The organism is Oceanobacillus sp. GQ8 (assembly GCF_059758495.1).
Genome location: NZ_JCAXEV010000004.1, coordinates 168413 through 192838, shown reverse-complemented (window position 1 = coordinate 192838; position 24426 = coordinate 168413). Strand labels below are relative to the sequence as shown.

The window sequence follows — 24426 nt, the reverse complement described above, 5'->3', positions numbered from 1 at the left end:
TATAGCTAGTCATCATGTTAGTCAAAACAAAGTTACAACGAAAATATTTTCCCTTCCACGAAGGTAATAAGCTTGAAGGAGGTTAGGCATGTTTATTTTTGAAGCAAGACGTATTATTATTGTGATTTGTGGGGCTTTGTTAAATGCAATTTCCCTAAATTTCTTCTTAATTGGAGCAAATGTTTATGCTAGCGGATTTACTGGAGCTGCACAGCTTGTTTCCAGTGTGTTTAATGATTTTCTTAACATTGGTGTAAGTACAGGTATTCTGCTATTACTCTTTAACGTACCAGTTGCCATACTAGGTTGGTTTAAAGTTGGGAAAGGATTTACAGTTTATAGCGTGATATCCGTACTATTTACCTCTTTATTTCTTGAATTCATACCGATTATCGGTTTTTCGGAAGATATTATTTTAAATGCTGTATTTGGTGGGGTGATCGCTGGTACAGGTGTAGGGATGACATTAAAGGTTGGTGCGTCCACAGGTGGTATGGATATTGTTGCAATGGTTCTTTCTCGAATGAAGGATCGGCCAATCGGCACATACTTCCTAGCACTTAATGCGGTCATTATTGCACTGGCAGGTATTTTATACGAACCAGAAAACGCGCTTTATACGCTTTTAACATTATATGTTACGACACGAGTGATTGATGCACTCCATACACGTCATGAAAAAGTAACAGCTATGATCATTACGCATAAGGCGGATGAATTGCAAAGGGAGATCCATAAAACCATGGTGCGTGGAATTACGATTCTTCCTGCAAAAGGTGCCTACACGAAATCAGATAAAAGCATGATGTATCTTGTGGTAACTAGATATGAATTATATGACCTTGAACGGATCATTAATGAAGTAGACCCAAATGCGTTTACTAATATTGTACAAACAACAGGAATCTTTGGTTTCTTCAGAAAAGATTAGACAGGAGTAATCGAGATGAAAAAATATATCATAATTGCACTGGTTCTTCTTCTAGTGGGGTGCAGTAATGAACAGCAAACGAATGACAGTGTCGAGAAAAACGAAGAAGGCCGGGGTGCTGATGCTTCCGTTAGTATACGTAATGTAGAGGTAGAAATAGATGATGCTCTGCAAGCGACGATTACGGGAGAAGTCGCAATTGCAGGTAGTGATTTATACTATCAGTTAGAGCAAGGAGATGTGGTCCTGATTAGTGAAGCAAAAGTTGAATTGGATTCGAACCCACATGGAATGAGCCCTTTTGAGTTACTTTTGCAAGTGCCGGAGGAGGCATTATCAGGAGATCAGGCTCCTATAGTGAAATTTTACGGGAAAGACCAGTCAGGGGAAGAAGTTAACCCGAATTATGTACCAATAGATCTGAAATCGAAGTAAAAAAATCTATTGAGTGTTTGTAATAGACAGGATGTAAGTTGGTACTAAAACGTAAAAAAAAGAGGTCAGTGCGGACACTGGCCTCTTTATGTATATTAATAACCATGTTTCTCAATTACTTTTGTAACTTCTGGTGTTAAGGTGTCCCACTCTGCATCAAACTTCTTGTTTACTGTAATAAAGTTTTGATAGCCGAAAACATTATCGACACTATCAAGCTCCATTAAGTCGTTCAGAATAGCATGCTCACTTTTATTACCAGGCATTACGGAAATACTGCTCGTTCCTTCAAAAATTAATTTATCCGTCGTAAATTTTAATGCATTGGGATTAGGTGTTGCCTCTGCGCGTATACTCATCAAAATTCCTCCTTAATCATCATACTTAGCTATATTTTAGCAGAAACTGACCAGATAAAAAAGAAGAAAGCAGACTGCCCTAGTGGAAGGCAGTCTGCCTAATGCTGTGAGGTGAAGTATCCCGTGTCCCGATGGGAAGTTTGCTTAAAGTAAATCCTTTTCATCAACAAATGAATCGGGGATTACCTTCACAAAAAACAGAGGTTACTGTAATTGATTATGCTGTTTTAATTGGTTCTCCAATTGCTGTAGTTGTTGCTTTTCCTCAGGACTCGCTTCATTATATGCAGCTTGGATAGCATTTTGTGCAGCCTGTTGATCTCTAGCAGTTGTAGAATTTCCTTGCATGTTCATCATATTGGCTACAGCATCTTTAGCTTGTTGAAATAGGTTGTTTTCCAATTTAAAACCCTCCTACAGTGTGATTGTCTGCTTCTTCTTGCTTTCTTTCCACATCGGAAAAAGTAGATCGGTACGGAAATCGTTCTGCATGTTTTTTTACAGAATCAGCGCTCTGATGGCTGAATCGCTTTGATTTACTCCGTTTCCCCATGGTAACTCCTCCTAAGAAAAACATTGTAATACATAGCTTGTTCAGGAAGTAGAAAAGTGAACGTTGTATATAACGTTCACTAAGTAGTATGGTTCTTATTGCAATTAATATAGAAGGAAATTTAAACCGATTTTACCTTGAGCTTTAAATAGTTCTTCAAGAAATCACCGATTCCTTCGTTTTCATTTGTTGTTGTTACATGGTTGGCAATGTTTTTAAGTTCATCAATGGCATTACCCATTGCGACGCCTACACCAGCATATTCAATCATTTCCAAGTCATTATCTTCATCCCCAAAAGCAATCACTCTGTCTTGCGGTATATTATAATAATGCGCTATTTTTTGCAGCCCTACTGCTTTATTCATTCCTTTTTTTACAATCTCAATGATATTCCATGGGGCACCCCATTTACGGTGTTCAATTAACTCTGCATGGTAATCATCTAAATGACTTCTAAGTTCTTTAATATGAGTTTCCTTTGGATGGATCAGCAAGGAGGTAGGATCCTCTGTTAAATTTTGCTGAAGGTTTCCAATTGTAAAAGGAGAATCATTTTTTGACGATTGGAAAATATCGATAATATCTTTGTTATAACTATCAAGGTATACATCGTCTTTTACCTCTGCCAAAATATTATGTACATCAAGATCATAACAGGCATCGATAATTTTATGTGCGGTTCGGATAGGCATAGGGCTATGTAATGCGTCCCATTTTGAATCTGTAGGGTGGTGAATCAAAGCTCCATTAAAATTAACCATTGGGGTATCAAGCCCTAGCTCATGATAGTAGGAAATACTTGCACGGTGTGGTCTTCCAGTGGAAATCACCACGATATGGCCTTCTTCCATAGCAGTCAATACGGTTTGTTTTGTCTGGGAGCTAATTTCTTTTTTGTCTGTTAGTAGGGTTCCGTCTAAATCCAATGCTATTAAATGTCTTTTATTTTCCAATTATTTCACCTCATCTGTCATTAGTTTATAAGTGATTTTCTTTTCTGTAAAGGGTTAGGTGAGTCCATTAGTTGCAATCGTTGTATTTGTGGGCGTAAAATATATAATTATTAAACAAATTAAGGAGACATGGTAAGATGATCGGAATAATTGAAGAACAGCTTAATGAAATACCTTCCCTAATTATAGCAGACACAGCAAAAAAAACGGAAGCCTTGCCAACGGTCGTCTTTTTTCATGGCTTCACTAGCGCCAAGGAACACAATCTTCCCATCGCCTATATGCTTGCAGAAAAAGGTTACCGTGTAATCTTGCCTGATAGTATGTACCACGGTACTCGTGAGCAGGGTGTTAATTCTATGCAAAGAATGGTGTCTTTTTGGGATATCGTAATGAAAAATGTTAAAGAATTAAGTGTGATCAAGGATGTTTTGGATGAGAGGAATCTTATTTTAAATGGCCGAATTGGAATTGCTGGAACAAGCATGGGCGGGATTACAACGTCAGCTGCATTAACCCAATACCCTTGGATTAAAGCTGCAGCTGTATTAATGGGTTCACCCAAGCTAAGTATTTTTGCCAGGTCCCTTATTGACGGATTAAAGGAAAAAGGTAATCTACCTGTTACCGATGAAACCATTAACCAGCTTTATCAACAGCTTGAGCTATACGATTTATCCAAACAGCCAGAGAAATTAAACCAACGTCCATTATTCTTTTGGCATGGTGTTAACGATCCAGCAGTTCCTTTTGATCATTCTTACAATTTTTATCAGGACGTTAAAAAACAGTATGAGAATCAAGAGGATATCCACTTTTTAAGAGAAGAGAATCGTGGGCATAAAGTTAGCCGATACGCTACTTTGGAATCAGTGAAATGGCTACATAAGCATGTTTAAATGTAAGGTAGAAAAGTCTGTGCTATGGGTCTATAGTGTCTAGGTCAGGCTAACAAAGTAGTGAGGGTCGTTTTTAGTCGGTGTTCCTGGTAATGGTGCTCTGCGCTTTTTCTTGTCTAGCATAGTGAACCCAGCGACTAGCGTAACTTCCTTCACCTCCGTACAATAAGGCAACATCGGTTCCCTCCGGGTCACCGTGTTTTCTTTTCGCTTTCCAAGCATAAGATTCCCTATGATTTTACAGTGGTTAAAATCAAGTTCATCTAATCTTCTACGGTTCAGTCCAGTTCGTACGTCGCTAAACGGTTGCTCTAGCTTTTCTTTATGATTTAAAATTTTACGGAAATATGTTTAAATATAGATAGAACTTTAGAAGGAGGTAAGGGTATGGACGAAGCATTAAAGGAAAATATGATGGGTGCCTTGGAAAATGTTATTGACCCTGAGCTGGGTATTGATATTGTTAACCTTGGTTTAATATATGATGTAGAGCTTAATGAAGAAGGACTTGCTACCGTAACAATGACACTTACAGCAATGGGTTGTCCTCTTGCCGGACACATCGAGCAGGATGTGCGTGCGGCATTATCCGACATTCCAGAAGTGAAAGACATTAATGTCAATATTGTATGGAACCCACCTTGGGGCAAAGAAAGAATGTCCCGCTATGCTAAAATTGCATTGGGAATCCCTGATTGATCATATCAAGTAATATACCCCATAATAAGGCCGCTATCTTAGGGACTTATATGGGGTATTTCTATGTTTGATAATAGAAGTCTCTTTGGGCATACTATAACTCATAACGCTTCTAGGAGGTTATAGCATGTCTGAAGAAAATAAAAACAAAAATAAAGACAAGGGTAGACAACGAAATGCCCTAAAGTATGATACAGAGCCTGAACGAAATCGTGAAGACGTCGAGTTCTCCGAAGATACGGAATTTCTGAACCTCAATGGGAAAAGAAATAAAAGAAATCGATAAAAAAACCTGCATCTCTCCTGAAAAGGGGAGGTGCAGGTTTTTTGTTTAGATAAATAATATGACCAAGATACCAACAATAAAGCAATAAAAAGCAAAATATTTTAAATTACCTTTCGCCATAACGTTAATAAACCATTTTAGTGCGTAAAAGGATGCTACAATAGAAGCCATAAACGCGATTAGATATGGTATTGCCATTGCATCAAAATCAGGGTCAGTGATGATATCTGTAAAGGACATCATTGTAATCCCTAAGCTTACTGGAATATATAGCAAGAAAGAAAAGCGAAGTGCTGTTTCTTGCTTCATTCCTACAAGCATTGCTGCAACAATCGTCGCGCCAGAGCGGCTAATCCCTGGGATTAATGCAACAGCTTGCGCAAACCCTACGATAAGCGCATCTTTAACCCGTATATCGCCATCATTTTTCTGTCCTCGCAGATTACGGATAACCCATAAAGCTGCACCAGTAAGTAGCAAAGTATAACCTACAACAATTGGCCTACTAAGCGTTTCGCTAATGATATCTTCAAAAAGTAGTCCTAGTATACCTGTTGGAATCGTTGCAATGATCAGGAAGAGGATGAACTGAAAGTCACCTTTTGCCTTCTCCTCACGTTTGGTTATATAAATAATCCCATTCTTAACAAGTCGAATTATATCGTGCCGAAAAATTAATAGTACAGCAATAAGCGAACCGAAATTGACGAGTATTTCGAAGGATAATCCTTTAATCTCTAAGTCAAATAAATTTTTTAAAATAACGATGTGCCCACTTGATGAAATGGGAATTGGCTCCGTAAATCCTTGAAATAACCCTAATATTAAATATTTAATTAATGTCCACAGTTCAGTCATGTTTTTCATTTCCTCCTTGGAAATACTTTTTACTTTAGAGTTCTTATCTCAGTTCCATCAGTCAAGTTGCTACTTGTGCCCGGAGGATCCGCATCATGTAGGACAGGTCGTTCTCAGGGGGCGTTCCCTCACAAGGCTCTTCGCTTTTGTTCGTCTAACTTAGATCCCCAAAAGCTAGGCAACTTCCCGTAGTGCCCTGCAATAAGTTATCATTGGTTCGCATGCTCACCTTGATTCCTTTATCTCGGTTGCTCTTTCCCAGTTGCTATGCTTTTAGACGGGTCTCCTCACTTTTGTTCTAACCTAGTCACATACCCAAGGGCTATTGAATAGTCTAGATTGTGAGGAGGTTGTTAAAATGAATCATAATCAACACCATATATACGACTTATGTAAAAAACATATGCATGCTTATGTGCTTGCCGAAATGGTTGACGGTACAAATGTAGATGGAATTATTACTGGTCTAGATGACGAGTATGTATACTTTGCTGTACCGCTGGAACCCAATGAACAACAAATGCCTACCTATCAACACCATGGATCGTCAGATGACTACCGCCAATTTGGCTATGGTCCTGGTTTTGGCTATGGCGGATATCCTGGATATGGATTTGGACCAGGTTACGGATACGGAAGACCACGTTTTAGAAGGCTTGTCCTGCCATTGGCAGCACTTACGGCATTAAGTATTCTTCCATGGTATTAAAATGTAAATAAATAAACCCTTGCCCATTCTGCATGAGGCAAGGGTTACTCTTTCCAATATTGTTAATTATTTTTTATCTGCCTTTAAAGCAACTTCGCCAAGTAGAAATACAAATACTGACAAAATAGCAGCAAATACAACGGTGCTCGTTAAATCAAATTGTTCGCCACCCATACTGGATAGAACATAGGATAGCACTCCACTAATTAGTAAAGCCCAAACGATTGTCCATATGTAACGCATTGTTAACACCTCATTTTTTATGCATAGTTCGTACATTTTGTATATATTTTATCAAATAGATGGTTAATTGAAAAGCTATTTCTTTATCATTCGCTTTCATTAAGGAGGTTTTTTTGTGACGTATTTAGTGTCTCCAAGCAATCACTGGTTAGGTTATCACATGGTAGAACATCTTTTAGAACTCGGTTTTGAGGTTCACGGGCAAGAGAATGAGCAAGATTCAGATGAGCTTACTTTATTTTTTGGTAGGAATAGTTCTTATGCCCTTTTTAATCCTGAAAAGAAGTATAAAACAGCATATATATTCAGCGATTATAACGATAGATTAACTACTAACACGGTACATACCTATGTATTAAACAAAAATGGTCCAAAAAACTCTGGTAAAAGCCACACTTGTATTCATGTGCCGATTTTATTTGGAGAGTGGATGCCGATGGATAAACACGGAATGTATTGGAACAACTCATATGTTCGTTTTGATTCTATCTTATTTCAAAAGGAATCAATCTATATAAAAGATTTTATCGGGGAGCTTGTGGATTGGGATAGAAAAGGAATTGCAATCCGGGAAGATCTCAATGTTCGGTCATTCCGTTCTGGAGAAAGCTCGAAGCTTAAACTTGAAAATTCTATCTATCTTCGGGACAATATACCTATTGAGGGAAAATTGGAAAAAGTGTTACAGCATTATCAGGAAAATAAGATTCAATATGATAATCTATATGATAATCTTTAAATTTTACGAAGAATAAATGGACGTTTTAAAAAAGATTCATGTAGTATAAAACTAGTTAAAACTTTTATTATGATAGGAGTACGCCCATGACTAGAGGACTAATTTTCAGGCTTGTGCTATTTATAGGGCTAGTGTTCACTCTAGCTGGATGCAGTTCAAATGAACAAGAAATACAAAATGTTGGGATGCTCTTGGATGGTTCGATTAATGATCAGGCATGGGGGAGCAAAGGTTACGCAGGTCTGTTGGAGATTGGAAACAGCTATGATGTAGATGTATTCTACAAAGAAGATATTACAACAGAACAGCAGGTAGTAAATACGGTAGAAGAGTTTGTTCAAGACGGAGTAAATCTAATATTTGGTCACAGTAGTATTTACGGAAAGTACTTTGTAGATATTTCAGAAAGCTACCCAGATGTACATTTTGTCTATTTTAATGGTGGGTATGTTAGTGATAATGTTACAAGTCTCAACTTTGATTCCCATGCGATGGGTTTTTTTGGGGGGATGGTGGCTGGAAAAATGACTTCAAATGATTATGTTGGAATTATTGCTGCTCATGAATGGCAGCCAGAAATTGAAGGGTTTTATGAAGGTGTGAGATATGAAAACCCTCGTGCGGAAATTAATATGAATTTCATAAACGATTGGAATGACACCGAAACAGCAGAAGAAATTTATGAACAGGTTATTCAAACTGGTGTCGATGTAGTTTATCCTACAGGAGATGCTTTTAGTAAGGAAATTGTGGAGAAGGCAGCTCGGGATAACTTGTTTTCCATTGGTTATGTATCAGATCAATCAAAAATTGGAGGCCAGCACGTTCTCACAAGTACGATTCAGCATGTGGACAAGCTATATATGCTTGCAGCTGATTTATATGAAGAGGGCGAATTGGAAGGTTCTATTCAAACATATGACTTTCAGGATGACGTGATTTCTCTAGGACCATTTAGTTCAGCTGTGCCGGAAGACTACCAAGAATACTTAACTAGGGTAGTGGAAGAATATAAAAAAACTGAATTTTTACCTAATGAACAATAAAACATAAAACAATTATGGTTGTTTTTTACCGTTCAAATACCCTTTCTTTACTTTTTCTATACTTGGAAACTTAGCTGGGAAATTGCTTCATACTAAGCTTATTGGCGTTTTTTAAAACTTTTTTTCGTTGCAGTAAACTTGCAAGAAGGAGTAAAATGCATTAAAATTAGTACCAAGTCATAAGAATTGATAATAAAACTACATTTTGAGGAGTTGTATATATGGGTGTTGGTGTATTAGGTACAGGTCATTATCTACCAACCAAAGTTGTAACAAATAAAGACATGGAGAAGTTGGTGGATACGACAGACGAATGGATTAGAACAAGAACTGGGATTGAAGAAAGAAGATTTGCTGAAGATGATATTGATACTTCTGACATGGCTTTTTATGCAGCAAAGCAAGCATTGGAAGAAGCTGATGTAACGGCGGATGAGATTGATCTTATTCTAACAGCGACAGTAACGCCTGATACTCCTTTCCCTTCAGTATCGTGTATGATCCAAGAAAGACTAGGAGCGAAAAATGCTGCCGCTCTGGATGTAAGTGCTGCATGTTCTGGATTCATGTATGGTATGATTACTGCTAAGCAATTTATTGAAACAAACGCTTATAAAAAGATACTAGTAATTGGAGCAGAGAAACTATCCAAAATTACGAATTGGGAAGATCGTAGTACCTGTGTTTTACTCGGAGATGGCGCAGGAGCTGCCGTTATTGGTGAAGTTTCAGAAGGTAAAGGGATACTTTCCTTTGAATTGGGATCAAATGGAGCAGGTGGCAAGGAGCTCTATCAAAATAAAGAGGATCTCCTAGTGATGAATGGTAGAGAGGTATATAAATTTGCCGTACGTCAAATGCCTGAATCAACAGTGAATGTAATTGATAAAGCAGGCCTTAAAAAGGAAGATGTCGATTATCTCATTCCACATCAAGCAAACATCCGTATAATGGAAGCTGCTCGCGAACGTTTAGAAATCTCGGAAGATAGAATGGCAACGACCATTAAAAAATACGGAAATAATTCAGCGGCATCTATTCCAATGGCTTTATCAGAAGCTGCAAAAGACGGTAAAATTAAAGATAATGATATCGTAGTTTTAGTAGGCTTCGGCGGCGGATTAACATGGGGCGCTGTTGCTATACGCTGGGGAAAATAAATAGGTGTTAACAAAAACTGACACCGTTATGTATAGGAGGTTTATCAAATGGAACAAAAAAGAGTAGTTATTACTGGGCTTGGTGCAATTTCCCCATTAGGAAATAATGTAGATACAATGTGGGAAAATATTGTTGCAGGCAAATCTGGAATTGGTCTTGCTACAAAAGTAAATATAGATAATTTTCAAGCTAAGGTTGCAGCAGAGGTGAAAGATTTTGACCCAACTGCATACATGGATAAGAAGGATGCTCGAAAGATGGATCCATTCACTCAGTACGCAGTTGCTGCATCCAAGATGGCTGTAGAAGATGCCAAATTGGAGATTAATGAAGACAATGCACACCGTGTAGGAGTTTGGATTGGTTCTGGTATTGGTGGCATGTCGACATGGGAAGATCAGCATTCGAAGTTTATTGAAAAAGGACCAAAACGTGTAAGTCCATTTTTCGTGCCAATGATGATCCCAGATATGGCTGCAGGACAAGTATCCATTCAACTTGGAGCGAAAGGAATTAACTCTTGTAGTGTTACAGCTTGTGCTTCAGGAGCCAATTCAATTGGTGACGCATTTAAGGCAGTTCAGCGCGGGGACGTTGATTACATTATTGCTGGAGGTACAGAAGCGCCGATCACCAATATGTCATTTGCTGGGTTCTCTTCTGCAAAAGCATTGTCCTTAAACGAAGATCCTAAAAAAGCTAGCCGTCCATTTGACAAAGAACGTGATGGCTTTGTAATGGGTGAAGGCTCTGGAATTATGATTCTGGAATCACTTGAAACAGCTTTGGAACGTGGTGCGCACATCTATGGAGAAATTGTTGGATATGGCGCAACAGGAGATGCTTACCATATTACAGCACCTGCTGAACACGGCGAAGGGGCTGCAAGAGCGATGCAAATGGCTCTTGACGATGCTGGACTATCTCCAAACCAGGTAGATTATATTAATGCACATGGTACAAGTACAGCATTAAATGATAAATTTGAAACGGAAGCAATTAAAACAGTGTTAGGAGATCATTCTAAACATGTTGCGGTTTCTTCAACAAAATCGATGACTGGCCACCTACTAGGTGCAGCTGGTGGGATTGAAGCATTAATTTCAATCAAATCCATAACGGACAGCATCGTACCTGCAACTATTAATTATGAGAATCCTGATCCAGACTGTGACTTGGATTACGTACCGAACGAAGCAAGAAAACAAAATGTGGATGTAGTTATGAGTAACTCTTTAGGATTCGGCGGTCACAACGTAGCACTTGTATTTAAAAAATATCAATAATCCGAAAAACTGACTGAACTTATCAGTCAGTTTTTTTATTTATGGAGGAATAGTTGCATAGGGAGGAGGTAGGGATTTTTATCGAGAAGAAATGTAGAAGAGGTGCATCGCGGGAGAGTGATCTAACATCGGCCGAGAATGAGTGCGCATCGCTAGAGAAAGAACTAACATCGGCTGAGAAGAAGTGAACATGGCTAGAGAGTGATCTAACATCAGCCGAGAAGAATTCTACATCGCTCGAGAGCGACCATTCGGGAACAGCTCATCCATTCAATTAAACAAAACAACTAATAAGAAATCATGCTTTCCCATGGACAAGCATATACATTTTATAAAAGCTTGGACAAGTATTGGTGGGGGATAAGATGGGCTATATTTTTGTTTTTTTAATAGGTTTTGGCTTAGCGGTAAGTGGAGGGGTCACGATTATCGCGTACTTGAACTTTTTACCTGCTGGCATCACTTGGATAGAGTACTTTATCTTTATTTCGGGGAGGATGGAGTGTTACTTTCTCCCCGTTGGAATGGTCTTAATGGCTTTTGTTGTATACCGTTACCCAAACGCCTCTTAAATCTTGTAATGGCTTAGAATAAATTTCTTTATGATGGTCATAATGTATTCTAAGTTCAGTTTTAGAAGTGAGGGTTGTTTATGTTGTATATGCACGATGTTTGGGTAAACTGGTTTGAAGGCGAAGAGAATGGCTATAATGTGTGTTATTTTCATGAATGGCGGAAAAATGACGGAATTGAGCTGCTTGATCAGGTACCATTACTTTACATAACAAAAGAACTGTTTCATTATATTGAGAATGATATGCACGACTTGCCACGCCCTTTGCTGGATTCCATCTACAAAAGAGCATATGTGCGTAAAGGGCAGGAGCGTAATGTATTGGACTATGCCTGTATTGTTTCGGATGGAGCAGACATCCTGGTTTTTGATACCATTGGCTATGAAATTCCGATTCGTAAAAGTAGACTGATTCCACGACAGGAACAGCTTGTCTACGATATGATCAAAAACACGAAACCACAATCCTACAAGTTTGATTCAAAGGCATACCAAAAGGAATACCATATGCTTTCGATGTCCCCAGACCTTGTCTTTGGATTGACGAGAAAAGAGCGGCAATTGAAGCATTTGTTGATGATGGGACTTGATCAGCTTCGCACCACAAACAATTTAGAAGAATTACGTTATTGGCTAACTGAATGGGATCCCAAGAAATACCCATACATTCGCTTTATGGATGAAGATGAAGTGTGGGGCGCATTATATACAGGAGTAAAAAAAGGGTGGAGTCACGCCCATGAAGATCTTTGTGGAAAGTTGATTAAAGGCCAACCTTTCCTTGAGAAAATTTGGGAAGTGGAGAACGGCCAAACAGAAAATATTTCAAAGCAGAAATAGTAAGAAGCCGATTGATAGTATGTGATCAATCGGCTTTTGTGTTTCTGTTATTTCTTTTTCTTCACACGGCCTAATCCCATTGCTTTTTTAGCTTTGGAAACCATCTTATTAGCATGGTAAGATGCTTTTTCGGCACCTTCATCTAAAATGGTATCCAACTCCTCGGATTGAAGCAATTCCTCGTACCGTTCTTGAATAGGCTGCAACAGAGCGATCACTGCATCCGCGACACCTTGTTTGAAATCTCCATATCCCTTTCCAGCATATGCTTCTTCCAATTCGGCAATGCTTTTACCTGAGCAGATAGCGTGTATCGTTAGCAAGTTCGACACACCCGGCTTGTTTTCTTTATCAAACTTCACAATACCTTCTGAATCCGTTACTGCACTTTTGATTTTCTTCTCTATTTTCTTTGGCGTATCCAGCATAGAGATGAAACCTTTTTCGTTCGAGTCGGATTTACTCATTTTCTTCGTCGGCTCTTGTAGTGACATAATCCGTGCTCCAACTTTTGGAATGCGAACTTCTGGGACAGTAAAGATATCATTAAAACGATTGTTAAAACGTTGAGCCAGATTTCTAGTCAGCTCTAAATGTTGTTTTTGGTCATCGCCAACAGGGACGATATCTGTGTTGTACAGCAAGATATCTGCAGCCATTAAGGAAGGATAGGTGAGCAATCCAGATGAGACCGCTTCTTTTCCAGTTGACTTATCCTTGAACTGGGTCATTCGTTCTAGCTCTCCCATGTAACTGATAGATTGTAGCATCCATCCCAGCTGTGTATGGGCAGGGACCTCAGATTGAACAAATAGTGTAGCTTTGTTGTGATCAATACCAGAGGCTAAATATAATGCTGCTAGGGAGCGAATATTATTTCGCAATGTTAAGCGTTCCTGAGGTACGGTTATTGCATGCTCATCCACAATACAGAAATAACAGTGATGATCCTCTTGAAGTTGAACAAACTGCTGAATCGCTCCTAGATAGTTACCTAAGGTTAACGTACCACTTGGCTGAATGCCGGAAAAAATTGTTTTCATGATTCTATCTCCTTTGAAAAAAGTCATTAAAAAAAGCCCATTAATCCCTCTGAAATAGGGACGAATGAACCGCGGTGCCACCCTTATTATTCTGCAAATGCAGAATCACTTTAACTGTTAGTTAGCTCGAAAGTCCAATTCCAATTCACCTTGATGCTTGTTTCCACCAGCCACAAGCTCTCTAAAAATCAGTGGGTAATTGTACTACGCCTTTGTCATAGCTAAAGTTATTAATTTGGTTTCATTATATATTTCTTTGTTTGGAAGTGCAAGTATGAATCTGCATAGTTCAAGCGCAAGTGAATCTGAGGATTTATATTTAATCTACTAGCTTACTACTTAAACTTTTTCCTATGTGTCCATTATTCAGTTACATAATGGTGTTATTTACCAATAAAAATCTCTTTTTTACTAAAGGTTAATGGTTGACAATATACCTGTGCGGGTATATTATAGGTGACAAGTTGTTATGATATATAAACCAATAAATTAAAATTACTTATAGTAATTTTGTATATAAACCACTTTCAACTTGCATTGCATTAGTTTAAGATTGTAGTCTCTAACTATCTCCTAAGTAGAAGAGAGGCATATCAGGTCCTTTGTCAGTCAGAAATCAAAAGAGGAAGGAGTGAAAACAAATGGAGTATGATACAAAAGTTAAAAACAGAATGAAGCGTATTGAAGGACAAGTTAGAGGACTATTAAAAATGATTGAAGAAGAAAAAGACTGTCGTGATGTTGTGACGCAAATGACAGCAGTAAGGAGTGCTTTAGACCGTACAGCTGCATTAATTGTTAGCACAAATCTAGAGCAATGTATTCGTGAGGAAAAGGATAAAGGAGAAAGTTCAGAAGATCTGATTAAAGAGGCTGTTAATTTATTAGTAAGAAGCCGATAGTTTAAAAGGATTGACAATTTATTTTTAAGTCTTTAACCTGAGAATAGGGTTATTAGTTATATAACTCTATTTTTTTAAACAAAACATATACCCCTACGAGTATATGTATATAATGAAGGAGAGAAGGATATGTCCGATAAAAAGAAAACAACAATCGTATTATTTAGTGGGGATTATGATAAAGCAATGGCAGCCTATATAATTGCTAATGGTGCTGCTGCTTATGATCATGAGGTTACCATTTTTCATACTTTCTGGGGACTGAACGCACTTCGAAAAGAGAACCTAATTCCATTAAAGAAAGGATTTATGGAGAAGATGTTCGGTAAAATGATGCCGAGAGGTGCTGATAAAATGGGGCTTTCTAAAATGAACTACTTAGGAATGGGGCCTAAAATGATTAAGCAAGTAATGAAGAAACACAATGCTATGACATTACCTCAATTAGTGGAAATGGCGCAGGAACAAAATGTGAAAATGATTGCTTGTACAATGACAATGGATTTACTTGGTTTGCAACAGGAAGAATTGTTGGATGGTATTGATTATGCTGGGGTTGCAGCGTATATTGGTGATGCTGAACAGGGCAATGTAAATTTATTTATATAATTTTTTTATAAAAATTAATACCCCTGGGTGTATAAGGTATATAAGAATGGTGGTAAGAAAGGAAAGAACTAAACAACATGGAGGGAGAAATAATAATGAAGGAAATTACTACAAAAGAATTAGCGAAGAAGTTAAAGGAAGAAGAAACATTGAGCATAATCGATGTAAGAGAAGAAGATGAGGTTGCTCAAGGTAAAATTCCTGGTGCACTTCATATAGCTTTAGGACAAATACCTGAACGATTAGATGAAATAGATAAAGAGCAACAACATTTTATTGTTTGTCGTTCTGGCGGAAGAAGTGGCAAGGCCTGTGCATTTTTAAGGGATCAAGGTTATGACGTTACCAATATGGTAGGTGGCATGCTTGCTTGGGAAGACGAAGTAGAGAAATAAAAGGAGGAGATCATATGAATATAACTGCAAATGAAATTTTAAATGCAAAAGGGTTGGCATGTCCTATGCCGATTGTGAGAACGAAAAAAGCTCTAACAAACTTGGAACCAGGTCAAGTAATTGAAGTGCAAGCAACTGATAAAGGTTCTACAGCTGATATAAAAGCGTGGGCAGATAGTACAGGGCACCAGTATTTGGGAACACTAGAAGATGGCGATGTATTGAAGCATTATTTAAGGAAAGCAAGTGAGGAAGAAACAAAAGAAGATACAAAATACGGAGCTATCATGGATTTGAGAGTACTTCGTAATAAAATAGATGCTGGAGAGTCCCTTGCTATTGTCGATGTCCGTGAACCAGCAGAGTTTGCCTTTGGTCATATACCTGGCGCTAAAAATATACCCCTCGGGGAACTAGAAGAAAGACTTACCGAGATGGATCATAACGAAGAACTACACATTATTTGCCGTACAGGAAGCCGTAGTGATTTAGCTGCGCAAAAGTTGAAAGAAAACGGCTATAAAAATGTGAAAAACGTTGTACCTGGTATGTCTAACTGGGAAGGTCTTACAAACAAAAATAACTAGGAGGGAAATGTATGGCTAAAACAATTTCAACTAAAGCTCTAGCGAAAAAAGTAATTAATCATGAGAAAACGTTAATTTTAGATGTACGCAATACAGATGAATTTGATAATTGGAAAATTGAAGGTGGTAAGGTAGAGGTCGTTAACGAGCCGTACTTCAATCTATTAGATGATGTTGAACCAGTTTCTAGTAGGTTAAAGAAGGATAAAGAAATAATTGTTGTCTGTGCAAAAGGTGGCTCGTCTGAAATGGTGGCTGATTTATTAGAAGAAGCTGGGTTTACAAATGCTTACAGCCTAGAAGGTGGTATGAAAGCATGGAGTGAACATCTAGAGCCAGTGAAAATTGGTGATTTAACAGCTGGCGGTACGTTGTATCAATTTGTACGTCTAGGAAAGGGTTGTCTATCTTATTTCATCGAATCGAACGGGGAAGCAGCTATCATCGATACGGCTCGAATGACAGATGTTTATGAAAAATTTGCCAAAGAACATGGAGTGCAAATTAAACACTTGATAGATACACACTTACACGCCGACCATATTTCTGGGGGCCGCAACCTAGCTGAAAAAGTAGATGGCACATATCATCTACCACCTAAAGATGCTACTGAGGTGACGTTTGAATATGAGCCATTGGAAGAAGGAAATGACATTATTGTAGGAAATACTGCAGTAAAAGTGCAGCCATTATACTCACCAGGTCATACAATTGGAAGCACATCTTTTATTATTGATGATACGTATTTATTAACGGGTGATATTCTATTTGTGAAGTCAATTGGTCGTCCAGACTTAGCTGGTTTGGCAGAAGACTGGATAGGAGATCTCCGTACTACACTTTATAAGCGTTATAAAGAACTTTCCGATAATTTAGTTGTGTTACCAGCACACTATTCATTTGCAGAAGAATTAGGTGAGGGTGGTAAAGTATCCGCTCGTTTAGGTGACCTATTTAAGAATAATTCAGGTTTACAGGTTGATGATGAAGGTGTATTCCGAAAAATGGTAACTGAAAATCTTCCACCACAACCGAATGCTTATCAGGATATTCGTAAAACAAATTTGGGGCAAATTAACCCACAACAAGAAGAACAAAAAGAAATGGAAACAGGACCTAACCGGTGTGCGGTTGAAGGTTAATATAAGGAGGTAAAAAGAATGGAAGCAAATAAAGTATTAGATGCAAAAGGATTAGCATGTCCAATGCCGATTGTAAAAACGAAAAGAGCAATGGAAGAACTTAACACAGGGGAAGTACTAGAGGTTCATGCAACTGATAAAGGGGCGAAAAGCGACCTCACCTCATGGGTGAACTCAGGTGGCCATGAACTCCTGAAAGACGCTGAAGAGGATAATATATTAAAATTTTGGATTAAAAAGGGATAGAAGGAGACCCATTACTATGGGTCCCTCCTATTAGGAGGGGTGCATTATGGAATACAGTGTTATTTTTATTATAACAATTTTTTTGATTGGTTTTATTGGTTCCTTTGTTTCAGGAATGGTAGGAATCGGTGGATCAATCATTAAATATCCCATGCTATTATATATCCCATCCCTAATTGGTTTAACGGCTTTTACTGCGCATGAAGTTGCTGGGATTAGTGCAGTTCAAGTTTTATTCGCAACAATAGGTGGTGTTTGGGCATACCGTAAAGGGGGGTATTTAAACAAAACGCTAATTATTTATATGGGAATAAGTATTTTACTTGGAAGTTTTATTGGTGGATACGGATCGCAGTTTATGACGAACGGCGGAGTAAATCTTGTTTATGGATTGCTAGCGACTATAGCTGCAATTATGATGTTTATGCCCAAAAAGGGAATTGATGATATCCCGATGGAACAGGTTACGTTTAACAAGTGGGTGGCATCATTTCTAGCCTTTTTAGTTGGTATTGGGGCAGGGATTGTAGGGGCAGCAGGAGCATTTATTTTAGTGCCAATTATGCTTCTGGTTTTAAAGATCCCTACAAGAATGACCATTGCAACATCTTTGGCTATAACGTTTATTTCTTCGATAGGTGCGACAACCGGTAAACTAATGACTGGACAAGTATTGTTTATACCTGCCTTGATCATGATTATTGCAAGTTTAATCGCCTCACCTTTAGGAGTACATTTCGGGAAAAAAGTGAATACGAAAATTTTACAATGGATTTTGGCAATCTTAATTTTTGGTACCGCAATTAAAATTTGGCTAGAGATTGCTAGTTAACATAAAACCAATCTCCCGTGAAGTTGGTTTTTTGATAGCTTTATACAGAACCCGTTTGAGTATTTGGGATCCACAAAAGGGTCAGCTATTCCTGCGTTACCAAGTAGAAAAATTTCTAAACAGGTTATTGTATCTCCCATTAAGGGTAATAGTTACCAACCGACTTTTCGACAAATTCTAGTATAATCCTTCCAATTTTAACAGGTAATCCTTTATACTAGATTTAAATATAAAAATGGGAGATTGATAGGATGGGGAAAAAACTACTAACGATTACAACGATGATGACGCTTCTACTGCCAAGTGTGCTCTCCATAGACACTGTAGCTGCAGAAGAAACGGTAAGCTCTCATAAGGAACGGCAAACGAGCATTAAGCCCTTAGCAATTGATAACATGAAGCGATTTACATATGATTCAGGTTACGAATTTGAATACCCTGATGCGGTTCGCGGTCTTTATGTTACAGGAAATTCAGCAGGCGGAAGTCGTTTTGAGTCCTTAGTGGACATGATTGAAAGTACAGACCTTAATGCAATGGTTATTGATGTAAAAGAAGATAATGGGAATCTTACATTCAAACCAGAAGAAGGTTCTCCGTATGAAGACATCGCCAAGAATTTCATTGATGATCCTGAAGCAATGATGAATACGCTAGAAGAGAAGGGGATATATCCTATCGCGAGAGTTGTAGTGTTTAAAGATTCGGTTCTAGCAAAAGAAAGACCCGAACTTTCCTTTAAGGAAAATGGCAAGGTTTGGGTTAATGGAAAAGGGGAAGCATTCGTAAGTCCTTTTCAAAAAGAAGTATGGGAGTATAATGTAGGCATTGCGAAAATGGCTGCAGAGATGGGCTTCCAAGAAATCCAATTTGACTATGTTCGTTTTCCAGAAGGCTTTGAAAGTAGAGATGACGAATTAGAATATTCCATGGGGGATTATGCGGAATCTGATATGAATAATATCAAGAAACGTGTACAAGCAGTGACAGACTTTGTTGCTTATGCAAAGGAAGAAATGTCCAATTATGATGTTGATGTGGCTGTTGATATTTTCGGTTATGCTGCAACGATTGAAGAAGCACCAGGCATTGGGCAAAACTTCTCCAAAATTTCTAACAATGTGGATGTCATCTCCTCGATGATTTATCCAAGCCATTGGACTTCTTATTTTGGTATTGAAGTTCCAGATAAAGAGCCTTATAAGCTTGTGAAGGAGTATGCCAAGGTAGAGAATGAAGTGCTAGGTGCATTGGAAGAGCCACCAGTATCACGTCCGTGGATTCAAGATTTTGAAGCACCATGGCTATATAGTGGTCCAACGAAGCAATATGGTAAAGCAGAGGTTGAGGCACAAATTAAGGCATTGCATGAAAGTGGCATTAATGAATTCTTGCTTTGGAATTCAGGAAACAGTTATACAGAAAACGTTGATTATAAAGTTGGATATAAAGAATAAAGTAAAGCAGCTCTCTTCCTGACAGAGAGCTGCTTTTCGTATGGCTTTAAAACAAACGGACAAAATATATGCAGACGTACATTTTTGGTAACGATTTAACAAAAGCAAGATTATTCGTTATACTAGAGAGGACTACTAAAAATAAGGAGTAGATCAATGAATTGGTATGAAAAGTTAAATAAGTATTTTCCGGTAGAAGAGATGAAATCAAAAAAGCATATGGAGATGCTTTTAAAAGAAAAGGGGGATGTCTACTACAAAGACGAAAGCCCCAAGCATGTTTTAATGTATGCAGAGTTTGATTCGTTTCTCTTTATCGATTATCTATGGGTATCTGCAGCAACGCGCGGTCAAGGAATTGGCCATAAGCTAATTGATAAGCTAAAGAAGAAAAACAAGCCGATTATCCTAGAAGTTGAACCTGTAGATTATGAGGACACAGATACAGAAAAGCGTCTGCATTTCTATCATAGGGAAGGCTTTACTCATGCACAATCAATAGGGTATAACCGTCGTTCATTAGCGACAAATGAGGAAACCCCAATGGAGATATTATTCTGGTCTCCAAACAATGAAACAGAAGAAGTTATTTTTGAACAGATGAAGAAAATGTATGAAGATATTCATACGTATAAAGATGAAGAAATATATGGGCGTGCATATCAGCCGGTGGATGAAGTGCTGAGCTACGATGAAGACAATGCCCGGGACGATATTTTAAAAGGTCTAGGAACAACTGAAAAAGCGTAAAGCCTAAATATGTTTAGGTCTAAATAAAATAAAATGAGCAAAGGCCGAACAGTATTCGATTCTCACTAAAGATTCGAATGATTGTTCGGCCTTTGTATTCCCTTTTTCAATATTATCTTTTTTATGTGCCCATTATACGTTTAAGCCACAATTCATCTAATCTAGTTTTTATGATGATTTTTTTTCCGTACGCCCCACTGATAGATTGTTAAGCCGATCTGCTAAGCCAAGTCCATTCTTTAATGGTAAAGCCTCGTCTGTTAGTAAAGTTTCTTTTAATTCATATGCGTTAGAACCGTGTTCTGCAAAATCAAGTCCTGCAATTTCTTCTTCCTCCGATACACGTATAGAAGAGAAGCGGGTAATGATGAAAGTGAATGCTCCTACAGTTAACATGGTCCAGGCAATAACTGCGAGCACTCCAATTAACTGTATTCCTAACTGGGAGAAACCATTACCATAAAATAATCCTGTAGAGGTGGAGAAGAGTCCAACCGCAAGCGTACCCCAAACCCCACAGATGCCATGAACGGTAATAGCGCCAACTGGATCGTCAATTCGTAACTTCGTATCTAGAAAACGTATCCCTTCTACGAGTACCACCCCGGAAATTAATCCGACCAGAATAGATCCTGCAAGGGAAATCTCTGCTGTACCTGCAGTGATACCAACTAACCCAGCGAGTACACCATTTAATGAAAGAGAAGCATCAACACGTTTAAAACGGAATTTTGTATAAGCAGCAGTGGAGACTAAAGCTGCAGAAGTGGAAAGAAGTGTTGTGCCGATTACCATTGGAACAAGCGTTGGATCTGCGGCAAGTGTGCTTCCCCCATTAAAACCAAACCAGCCAAGCCAAAGTATAAACACACCCAGTGCGCCTAATGGAATGTTGTGACCTGGTATGACATTCACTTTCTTACCTGTATACTTTCCAATACGTGGTCCAAGGAATAATACTACAGTTAACGCACCAACTGCGCCTGTTAAATGTACTACTGTAGAGCCAGCAAAATCACTGAAGCCTAGATTTGTTAACCAACCATCACCCTGCCAGATCCAATGTCCAACAACTGGGTAGATAACGCTTGTCATTGCTATGACAAATAAAATGTAACTTCCCAGCTTCATACGTTCGGCAACAGCCCCTGAAATTATTGTTGCACATGTAGCAACAAACATAGCCTGGAATACGAAGAATCCAATATTTTCCACACCGCTTAATAGAAAGCCATCTACACCAATTATAGAACCGGCAGTTGTTCCAAACATTAGTCCATATCCGACCACAAAGAATAGTATGGATGCAATACTTATAGTTAAAAAGTTTTTCATCAGAATATTAAGTGAATTTTTTGCGCGAGTAAAACCTGACTCAACCATTGCAAATCCAGCATGCATGAAAAACACTAAAAATGCTGCGAACATAACCCACACTAGGTCAACTGAAATTTGCAAGGATTCGGTAGTTGGTGCCGCATAGACTGGAGATGCAACTAAGAATAGGAATAGTGATAATAACAAACTTTTCTTTAACATGATTCGTCCTCCTTTTTAAGATATGGATCTAAATAACAGCTTCGTTGCCGCGTTCTCCAGTGCGAATTCGAATTACTTCTTCGACCGAAGAAACAAAGATTTTCCCATCGCCGATATTACCAGTACTGCAGGTCTCCAGAATAATGGATACAATTTCATCAAGCTGATTGTCCTCTACAATCATTTCTACCTTGATTTTCGGTAGTAATTGTATTTGGAAAGTGGTCCCTCTAAACACACCAGTTTGCCCTTTTTGTTTTCCGGTTCCAGCTGCTTCCGTAACGGTTAATCCGCCAATTCCAATAGAAGACAATGCATTACGCAATGGTTGGAACTTTTCAGGGCGGATAATTGTTTCGATCTTCTTCATCTTTAACACACCCTTCTTTTATGATGTTAGGAAACCTAACACAGTAAGTTATGTTACTTATCATAAAAGGAAATATGGCAAAATGCAAGTACTTTTCTATAAGTTTTTTGAATATTTAAAAGTAACCGTTTACACGGTTTACGATTGAACTGATAATTTTTTCATGTAAGTGGTTTATTTGAAAATGTTTTGGGGTACCTTACAAGTAACGAATTAAAAACATTTCATGAACAATTTATTAAAAAACCCTATTTTCTCGTATACCCTCTACCTTTCGCTTGACAAATGTAGTATAATTTACATAAAGGGTTAATTAAACTTATTTTAATTTAATAAGTTGTTCAATGTTATGAAATGAATTCAACCCACTTTAGAATGAGGAGTGAAGTTTTATATGGTAACACTTTATACCTCACCAAGTTGTACATCTTGCAGAAAAGCAAAAGCATGGTTAGAAGAACATGATATCCCGTTTACGGAACGTAACATATTTTCCGAGCCATTATCATTGGATGAAATAAAGGAAATTTTACGTATGACGGAAGATGGAACTGATGAGATCATATCAACACGGTCAAAAGTCTTTCAAAAACTGGACGTTAATATTGATCAATTACCAATGAAGGATCTGTTTAATTTGATCCAGAAAAACCCTGGATTATTGAGAAGACCAATAATCTTAGATGAAAAGCGTCTGCAGGTTGGGTATAACGAAGATGAGATTCGCAGATTCTTACCAAGAACAGTGCGTACATTCCAGTTACGTGAAGCGCAACGTATGGTAAACTAATCGTAAAATAAAAATGAATAATAAAAACGCGGTTCATTTTAAATGATCCGCGTTTTTCATGGTGTGCAGGTTTTTTGGTGCAATTTTGAAAACGTTATAATATTGTCAAAAAATTCATCGTGACAAATGAGGGGAAATAGTTTAGAATATGTTACTAACTATTTCTAATATATAGGCATATTAATTTCCAAATACTTATGTAGTATCATACAATGAGAGTAGGAAATCATCCTTCCATATAACCTTCCATATAAGGGGAATATGCTAATTAGCTAATGGTTAGAGACAGGCTATTTTGGGTAATAGAAATACAGGGTTTATTTATATAGATTAAGGTGAAGCTATCTCTTCCACCTATAAACTATGACCAGAAGGGAGAGAACTATCGATGGAAATAGAAAGAATTAATGAGAATACGGTGAAATTTTATATTTCTTATATGGACATTGAAGACCGTGGTTTCGAAAGAGAAGAAATTTGGTATAACCGTGAGCGCAGTGAACAGCTCTTTTGGCAGATGATGGATGAGGTAAACTATAAAGAAGGTTTCAATGTGGAAGGTCCATTATGGATTCAAGTCCAAGCATTGGAAAAAGGCCTAGAAATTATTGTAACGAATGCGAATATATCCAAAAATGGCGAAAGCATTCAGCTTTCTGAAGAAGATGGCAATACTTCCGGTTTCTCAGTAAATAAAAACATTGAAAACATGCTTGAAGAAAAGTTCGGTAAAACAAATGAACTAGACGATGAAACAACTGAAGAAGAAGGCAATGAAGAGCTAGAAGCAGCCAACCTATGGATTATCGTCAAATTTAAGGATTTTGAAGATGTTATACAACTAAGTCACTATTTTGAGAACTTTGAAGGAAGTGCTGAAGAGACGCTTTATCACTTTGATAATGCATATTATCTCTATCTTGAATTCTCACAAGATTTATTAGATGAGAATGCTCAGGAGGATATTATCAGTCAGGTATTCGAATTTGGAAAGGATTCGGAACTAACAATCCATCTCCTTGAAGAATACGGTAAGAGAATATTTGAAGAAAATACGTTTGAGCAAGTACGTAAGTATTTTCCAGCCAAAGCATAGACACTCTGTAATTGGAGTGTCTTTTTTTGTTACGTACTTTTCTTAGCATCCTTATGGCAGTAGTGAATATTTCTATTATTTAAAGAAGGAATTAC

33 protein-coding genes and 1 other annotated feature are annotated in these 24426 nt (G+C 37.9%); of the genes, 23 read left to right on the top strand and 10 right to left on the bottom strand.

Annotation, left to right across the window (positions count from 1 at the left end; all coding sequences use genetic code 11):
* Nucleotides 1-88: 88 nt before the first annotated feature.
* Entirely contained in the window at nucleotides 89-931 is an 843-nt protein-coding gene (locus AC6CHS_RS13445) for a YitT family protein (RefSeq protein ID WP_498236835.1), read from the top strand.
* A gap of 15 nt (nucleotides 932-946) precedes the next feature.
* The gene (locus AC6CHS_RS13440; RefSeq protein WP_498236833.1) at nucleotides 947-1366 is read left to right on the top strand and encodes a putative periplasmic lipoprotein; all 420 of its coding nucleotides are present in this window, start codon (nucleotides 947-949) and stop codon (nucleotides 1364-1366) included.
* A 95-nt stretch (nucleotides 1367-1461) separates the two neighbouring features.
* Here AC6CHS_RS13440 and AC6CHS_RS13435 read toward each other — a convergent pair whose 3' ends face one another.
* The 4 genes from AC6CHS_RS13435 to AC6CHS_RS13420 form a co-directional block, all read right to left on the bottom strand.
* Nucleotides 1462-1725, bottom strand: a complete 264-nt coding sequence (locus AC6CHS_RS13435; protein ID WP_498236831.1) for a NifU N-terminal domain-containing protein — start codon at nucleotides 1723-1725, stop codon at nucleotides 1462-1464.
* A 204-nt stretch (nucleotides 1726-1929) separates the two neighbouring features.
* On the bottom strand, nucleotides 1930-2127 hold the full coding sequence (locus tag AC6CHS_RS13430) for a DUF3813 family protein (RefSeq protein WP_498236829.1): 198 nt from the start codon (nucleotides 2125-2127) through the stop codon (nucleotides 1930-1932).
* Nucleotide 2128: 1 nt separating this feature from the next.
* The gene (locus tag AC6CHS_RS13425) at nucleotides 2129-2278 is read right to left on the bottom strand and encodes a hypothetical protein (protein ID WP_498236827.1); all 150 of its coding nucleotides are present in this window, start codon (nucleotides 2276-2278) and stop codon (nucleotides 2129-2131) included.
* A 121-nt stretch (nucleotides 2279-2399) separates the two neighbouring features.
* On the bottom strand, nucleotides 2400-3233 hold the full coding sequence (locus AC6CHS_RS13420; RefSeq protein ID WP_498236826.1) for a Cof-type HAD-IIB family hydrolase: 834 nt from the start codon (nucleotides 3231-3233) through the stop codon (nucleotides 2400-2402).
* Nucleotides 3234-3370: 137 nt separating this feature from the next.
* On the opposite strand from AC6CHS_RS13420, the gene AC6CHS_RS13415 reads away from it, so the two are divergent.
* Complete coding sequence (locus tag AC6CHS_RS13415; protein ID WP_498236824.1) at nucleotides 3371-4132, top strand: alpha/beta fold hydrolase; 762 nt, start codon at nucleotides 3371-3373, stop codon at nucleotides 4130-4132.
* Between the two features lie 39 nt (nucleotides 4133-4171).
* Here AC6CHS_RS13415 and AC6CHS_RS13410 read toward each other — a convergent pair whose 3' ends face one another.
* Nucleotides 4172-4306: a hypothetical protein gene (locus tag AC6CHS_RS13410; protein WP_498236822.1), complete on the bottom strand. Its 135-nt coding sequence runs from the start codon at nucleotides 4304-4306 to the stop codon at nucleotides 4172-4174.
* 213 nt (nucleotides 4307-4519) lie between these two features.
* Between AC6CHS_RS13410 and AC6CHS_RS13405 the strand changes: the two genes are divergently transcribed.
* Together AC6CHS_RS13405 and AC6CHS_RS13400 are read left to right on the top strand one after the other, a co-directional pair.
* A complete protein-coding gene (locus AC6CHS_RS13405; protein ID WP_036573941.1) occupies nucleotides 4520-4831 on the top strand; it encodes a metal-sulfur cluster assembly factor in 312 nt (103 codons plus the stop codon).
* 127 nt (nucleotides 4832-4958) lie between these two features.
* Nucleotides 4959-5117, top strand: a complete 159-nt coding sequence (locus AC6CHS_RS13400) for a hypothetical protein (protein ID WP_182858817.1) — start codon at nucleotides 4959-4961, stop codon at nucleotides 5115-5117.
* 45 nt (nucleotides 5118-5162) lie between these two features.
* Here AC6CHS_RS13400 and AC6CHS_RS13395 read toward each other — a convergent pair whose 3' ends face one another.
* A complete protein-coding gene (locus tag AC6CHS_RS13395; protein WP_498236820.1) occupies nucleotides 5163-5975 on the bottom strand; it encodes an undecaprenyl-diphosphate phosphatase in 813 nt (270 codons plus the stop codon).
* 358 nt (nucleotides 5976-6333) lie between these two features.
* Here AC6CHS_RS13395 and AC6CHS_RS13390 point away from each other — a divergent pair, with 358 nt between their 5' ends.
* Complete coding sequence (locus AC6CHS_RS13390; protein WP_498236818.1) at nucleotides 6334-6684, top strand: hypothetical protein; 351 nt, start codon at nucleotides 6334-6336, stop codon at nucleotides 6682-6684.
* 66 nt (nucleotides 6685-6750) lie between these two features.
* Here AC6CHS_RS13390 and AC6CHS_RS13385 read toward each other — a convergent pair whose 3' ends face one another.
* Complete coding sequence (locus AC6CHS_RS13385; RefSeq protein WP_498236816.1) at nucleotides 6751-6927, bottom strand: YjzD family protein; 177 nt, start codon at nucleotides 6925-6927, stop codon at nucleotides 6751-6753.
* Nucleotides 6928-7042: 115 nt separating this feature from the next.
* On the opposite strand from AC6CHS_RS13385, the gene AC6CHS_RS13380 reads away from it, so the two are divergent.
* The 6 genes from AC6CHS_RS13380 to AC6CHS_RS13355 all read left to right on the top strand — a co-directional run bounded on the left by AC6CHS_RS13380 (nucleotide 7043) and on the right by AC6CHS_RS13355 (nucleotide 12573).
* Nucleotides 7043-7666 carry a hypothetical protein gene (locus tag AC6CHS_RS13380; protein WP_498236814.1) on the top strand — a complete coding sequence of 208 codons (624 nt, stop codon included), beginning with the start codon at nucleotides 7043-7045 and terminating at the stop codon, nucleotides 7664-7666.
* Between the two features lie 86 nt (nucleotides 7667-7752).
* The gene (locus AC6CHS_RS13375) at nucleotides 7753-8712 is read left to right on the top strand and encodes a BMP family ABC transporter substrate-binding protein (RefSeq protein WP_498236812.1); all 960 of its coding nucleotides are present in this window, start codon (nucleotides 7753-7755) and stop codon (nucleotides 8710-8712) included.
* 221 nt (nucleotides 8713-8933) lie between these two features.
* On the top strand, nucleotides 8934-9872 hold the full coding sequence (locus AC6CHS_RS13370; RefSeq protein WP_498236810.1) for a beta-ketoacyl-ACP synthase III: 939 nt from the start codon (nucleotides 8934-8936) through the stop codon (nucleotides 9870-9872).
* A 48-nt stretch (nucleotides 9873-9920) separates the two neighbouring features.
* Nucleotides 9921-11159, top strand: coding sequence for a beta-ketoacyl-ACP synthase II (fabF, locus tag AC6CHS_RS13365; RefSeq protein WP_498236808.1), 1239 nt, complete (start codon nucleotides 9921-9923; stop codon nucleotides 11157-11159).
* 365 nt (nucleotides 11160-11524) lie between these two features.
* Complete coding sequence (locus AC6CHS_RS13360; RefSeq protein ID WP_379554451.1) at nucleotides 11525-11731, top strand: YuzI family membrane protein; 207 nt, start codon at nucleotides 11525-11527, stop codon at nucleotides 11729-11731.
* An 80-nt stretch (nucleotides 11732-11811) separates the two neighbouring features.
* The gene (locus AC6CHS_RS13355) at nucleotides 11812-12573 is read left to right on the top strand and encodes a YjbA family protein (RefSeq protein ID WP_498236806.1); all 762 of its coding nucleotides are present in this window, start codon (nucleotides 11812-11814) and stop codon (nucleotides 12571-12573) included.
* Nucleotides 12574-12620: 47 nt separating this feature from the next.
* On the opposite strand, the gene trpS is transcribed toward AC6CHS_RS13355, so the two are convergent.
* Complete coding sequence (gene trpS, locus AC6CHS_RS13350; RefSeq protein ID WP_498236804.1) at nucleotides 12621-13616, bottom strand: tryptophan--tRNA ligase; 996 nt, start codon at nucleotides 13614-13616, stop codon at nucleotides 12621-12623.
* Nucleotides 13617-13669: 53 nt separating this feature from the next.
* Nucleotides 13670-13844, bottom strand: a binding site (T-box leader).
* A 413-nt stretch (nucleotides 13845-14257) separates the two neighbouring features.
* Here trpS and AC6CHS_RS13345 point away from each other — a divergent pair.
* The 9 genes from AC6CHS_RS13345 to AC6CHS_RS13305 all read left to right on the top strand — a co-directional run bounded on the left by AC6CHS_RS13345 (nucleotide 14258) and on the right by AC6CHS_RS13305 (nucleotide 20536).
* Entirely contained in the window at nucleotides 14258-14518 is a 261-nt protein-coding gene (locus AC6CHS_RS13345; RefSeq protein WP_036573907.1) for a metal-sensitive transcriptional regulator, read from the top strand.
* A 129-nt stretch (nucleotides 14519-14647) separates the two neighbouring features.
* A complete protein-coding gene (locus AC6CHS_RS13340; protein WP_498236802.1) occupies nucleotides 14648-15127 on the top strand; it encodes a DsrE/DsrF/DrsH-like family protein in 480 nt (159 codons plus the stop codon).
* A gap of 95 nt (nucleotides 15128-15222) precedes the next feature.
* Nucleotides 15223-15522, top strand: a complete 300-nt coding sequence (locus AC6CHS_RS13335) for a rhodanese-like domain-containing protein (RefSeq protein ID WP_498236800.1) — start codon at nucleotides 15223-15225, stop codon at nucleotides 15520-15522.
* A gap of 14 nt (nucleotides 15523-15536) precedes the next feature.
* Nucleotides 15537-16109: a sulfurtransferase TusA family protein gene (locus AC6CHS_RS13330; protein ID WP_498236799.1), complete on the top strand. Its 573-nt coding sequence runs from the start codon at nucleotides 15537-15539 to the stop codon at nucleotides 16107-16109.
* Between the two features lie 11 nt (nucleotides 16110-16120).
* Nucleotides 16121-17251, top strand: a complete 1131-nt coding sequence (locus AC6CHS_RS13325) for an MBL fold metallo-hydrolase (RefSeq protein WP_498236797.1) — start codon at nucleotides 16121-16123, stop codon at nucleotides 17249-17251.
* Between the two features lie 18 nt (nucleotides 17252-17269).
* Nucleotides 17270-17497, top strand: a complete 228-nt coding sequence (locus AC6CHS_RS13320) for a sulfurtransferase TusA family protein (RefSeq protein WP_498236795.1) — start codon at nucleotides 17270-17272, stop codon at nucleotides 17495-17497.
* A 46-nt stretch (nucleotides 17498-17543) separates the two neighbouring features.
* Nucleotides 17544-18329, top strand: a complete 786-nt coding sequence (locus AC6CHS_RS13315; RefSeq protein WP_498236793.1) for a sulfite exporter TauE/SafE family protein — start codon at nucleotides 17544-17546, stop codon at nucleotides 18327-18329.
* A gap of 251 nt (nucleotides 18330-18580) precedes the next feature.
* The gene (locus tag AC6CHS_RS13310) at nucleotides 18581-19786 is read left to right on the top strand and encodes a putative glycoside hydrolase (protein WP_498236791.1); all 1206 of its coding nucleotides are present in this window, start codon (nucleotides 18581-18583) and stop codon (nucleotides 19784-19786) included.
* Between the two features lie 156 nt (nucleotides 19787-19942).
* A complete protein-coding gene (locus AC6CHS_RS13305; protein WP_036573890.1) occupies nucleotides 19943-20536 on the top strand; it encodes a GNAT family N-acetyltransferase in 594 nt (197 codons plus the stop codon).
* 168 nt (nucleotides 20537-20704) lie between these two features.
* Here AC6CHS_RS13305 and AC6CHS_RS13300 read toward each other — a convergent pair whose 3' ends face one another.
* Nucleotides 20705-22075, bottom strand: coding sequence for an ammonium transporter (locus tag AC6CHS_RS13300; protein ID WP_498236789.1), 1371 nt, complete (start codon nucleotides 22073-22075; stop codon nucleotides 20705-20707).
* 28 nt (nucleotides 22076-22103) lie between these two features.
* Nucleotides 22104-22445, bottom strand: a complete 342-nt coding sequence (locus tag AC6CHS_RS13295; RefSeq protein WP_036573887.1) for a P-II family nitrogen regulator — start codon at nucleotides 22443-22445, stop codon at nucleotides 22104-22106.
* A gap of 394 nt (nucleotides 22446-22839) precedes the next feature.
* Between AC6CHS_RS13295 and spxA the strand changes: the two genes are divergently transcribed.
* Together spxA and mecA are read left to right on the top strand one after the other, a co-directional pair.
* Entirely contained in the window at nucleotides 22840-23235 is a 396-nt protein-coding gene (spxA, locus tag AC6CHS_RS13290) for a transcriptional regulator SpxA (protein ID WP_036573885.1), read from the top strand.
* A 388-nt stretch (nucleotides 23236-23623) separates the two neighbouring features.
* A complete protein-coding gene (gene mecA / locus AC6CHS_RS13285) occupies nucleotides 23624-24331 on the top strand; it encodes an adaptor protein MecA (RefSeq protein WP_498236788.1) in 708 nt (235 codons plus the stop codon).
* Nucleotides 24332-24426: the final 95 nt, after the last annotated feature.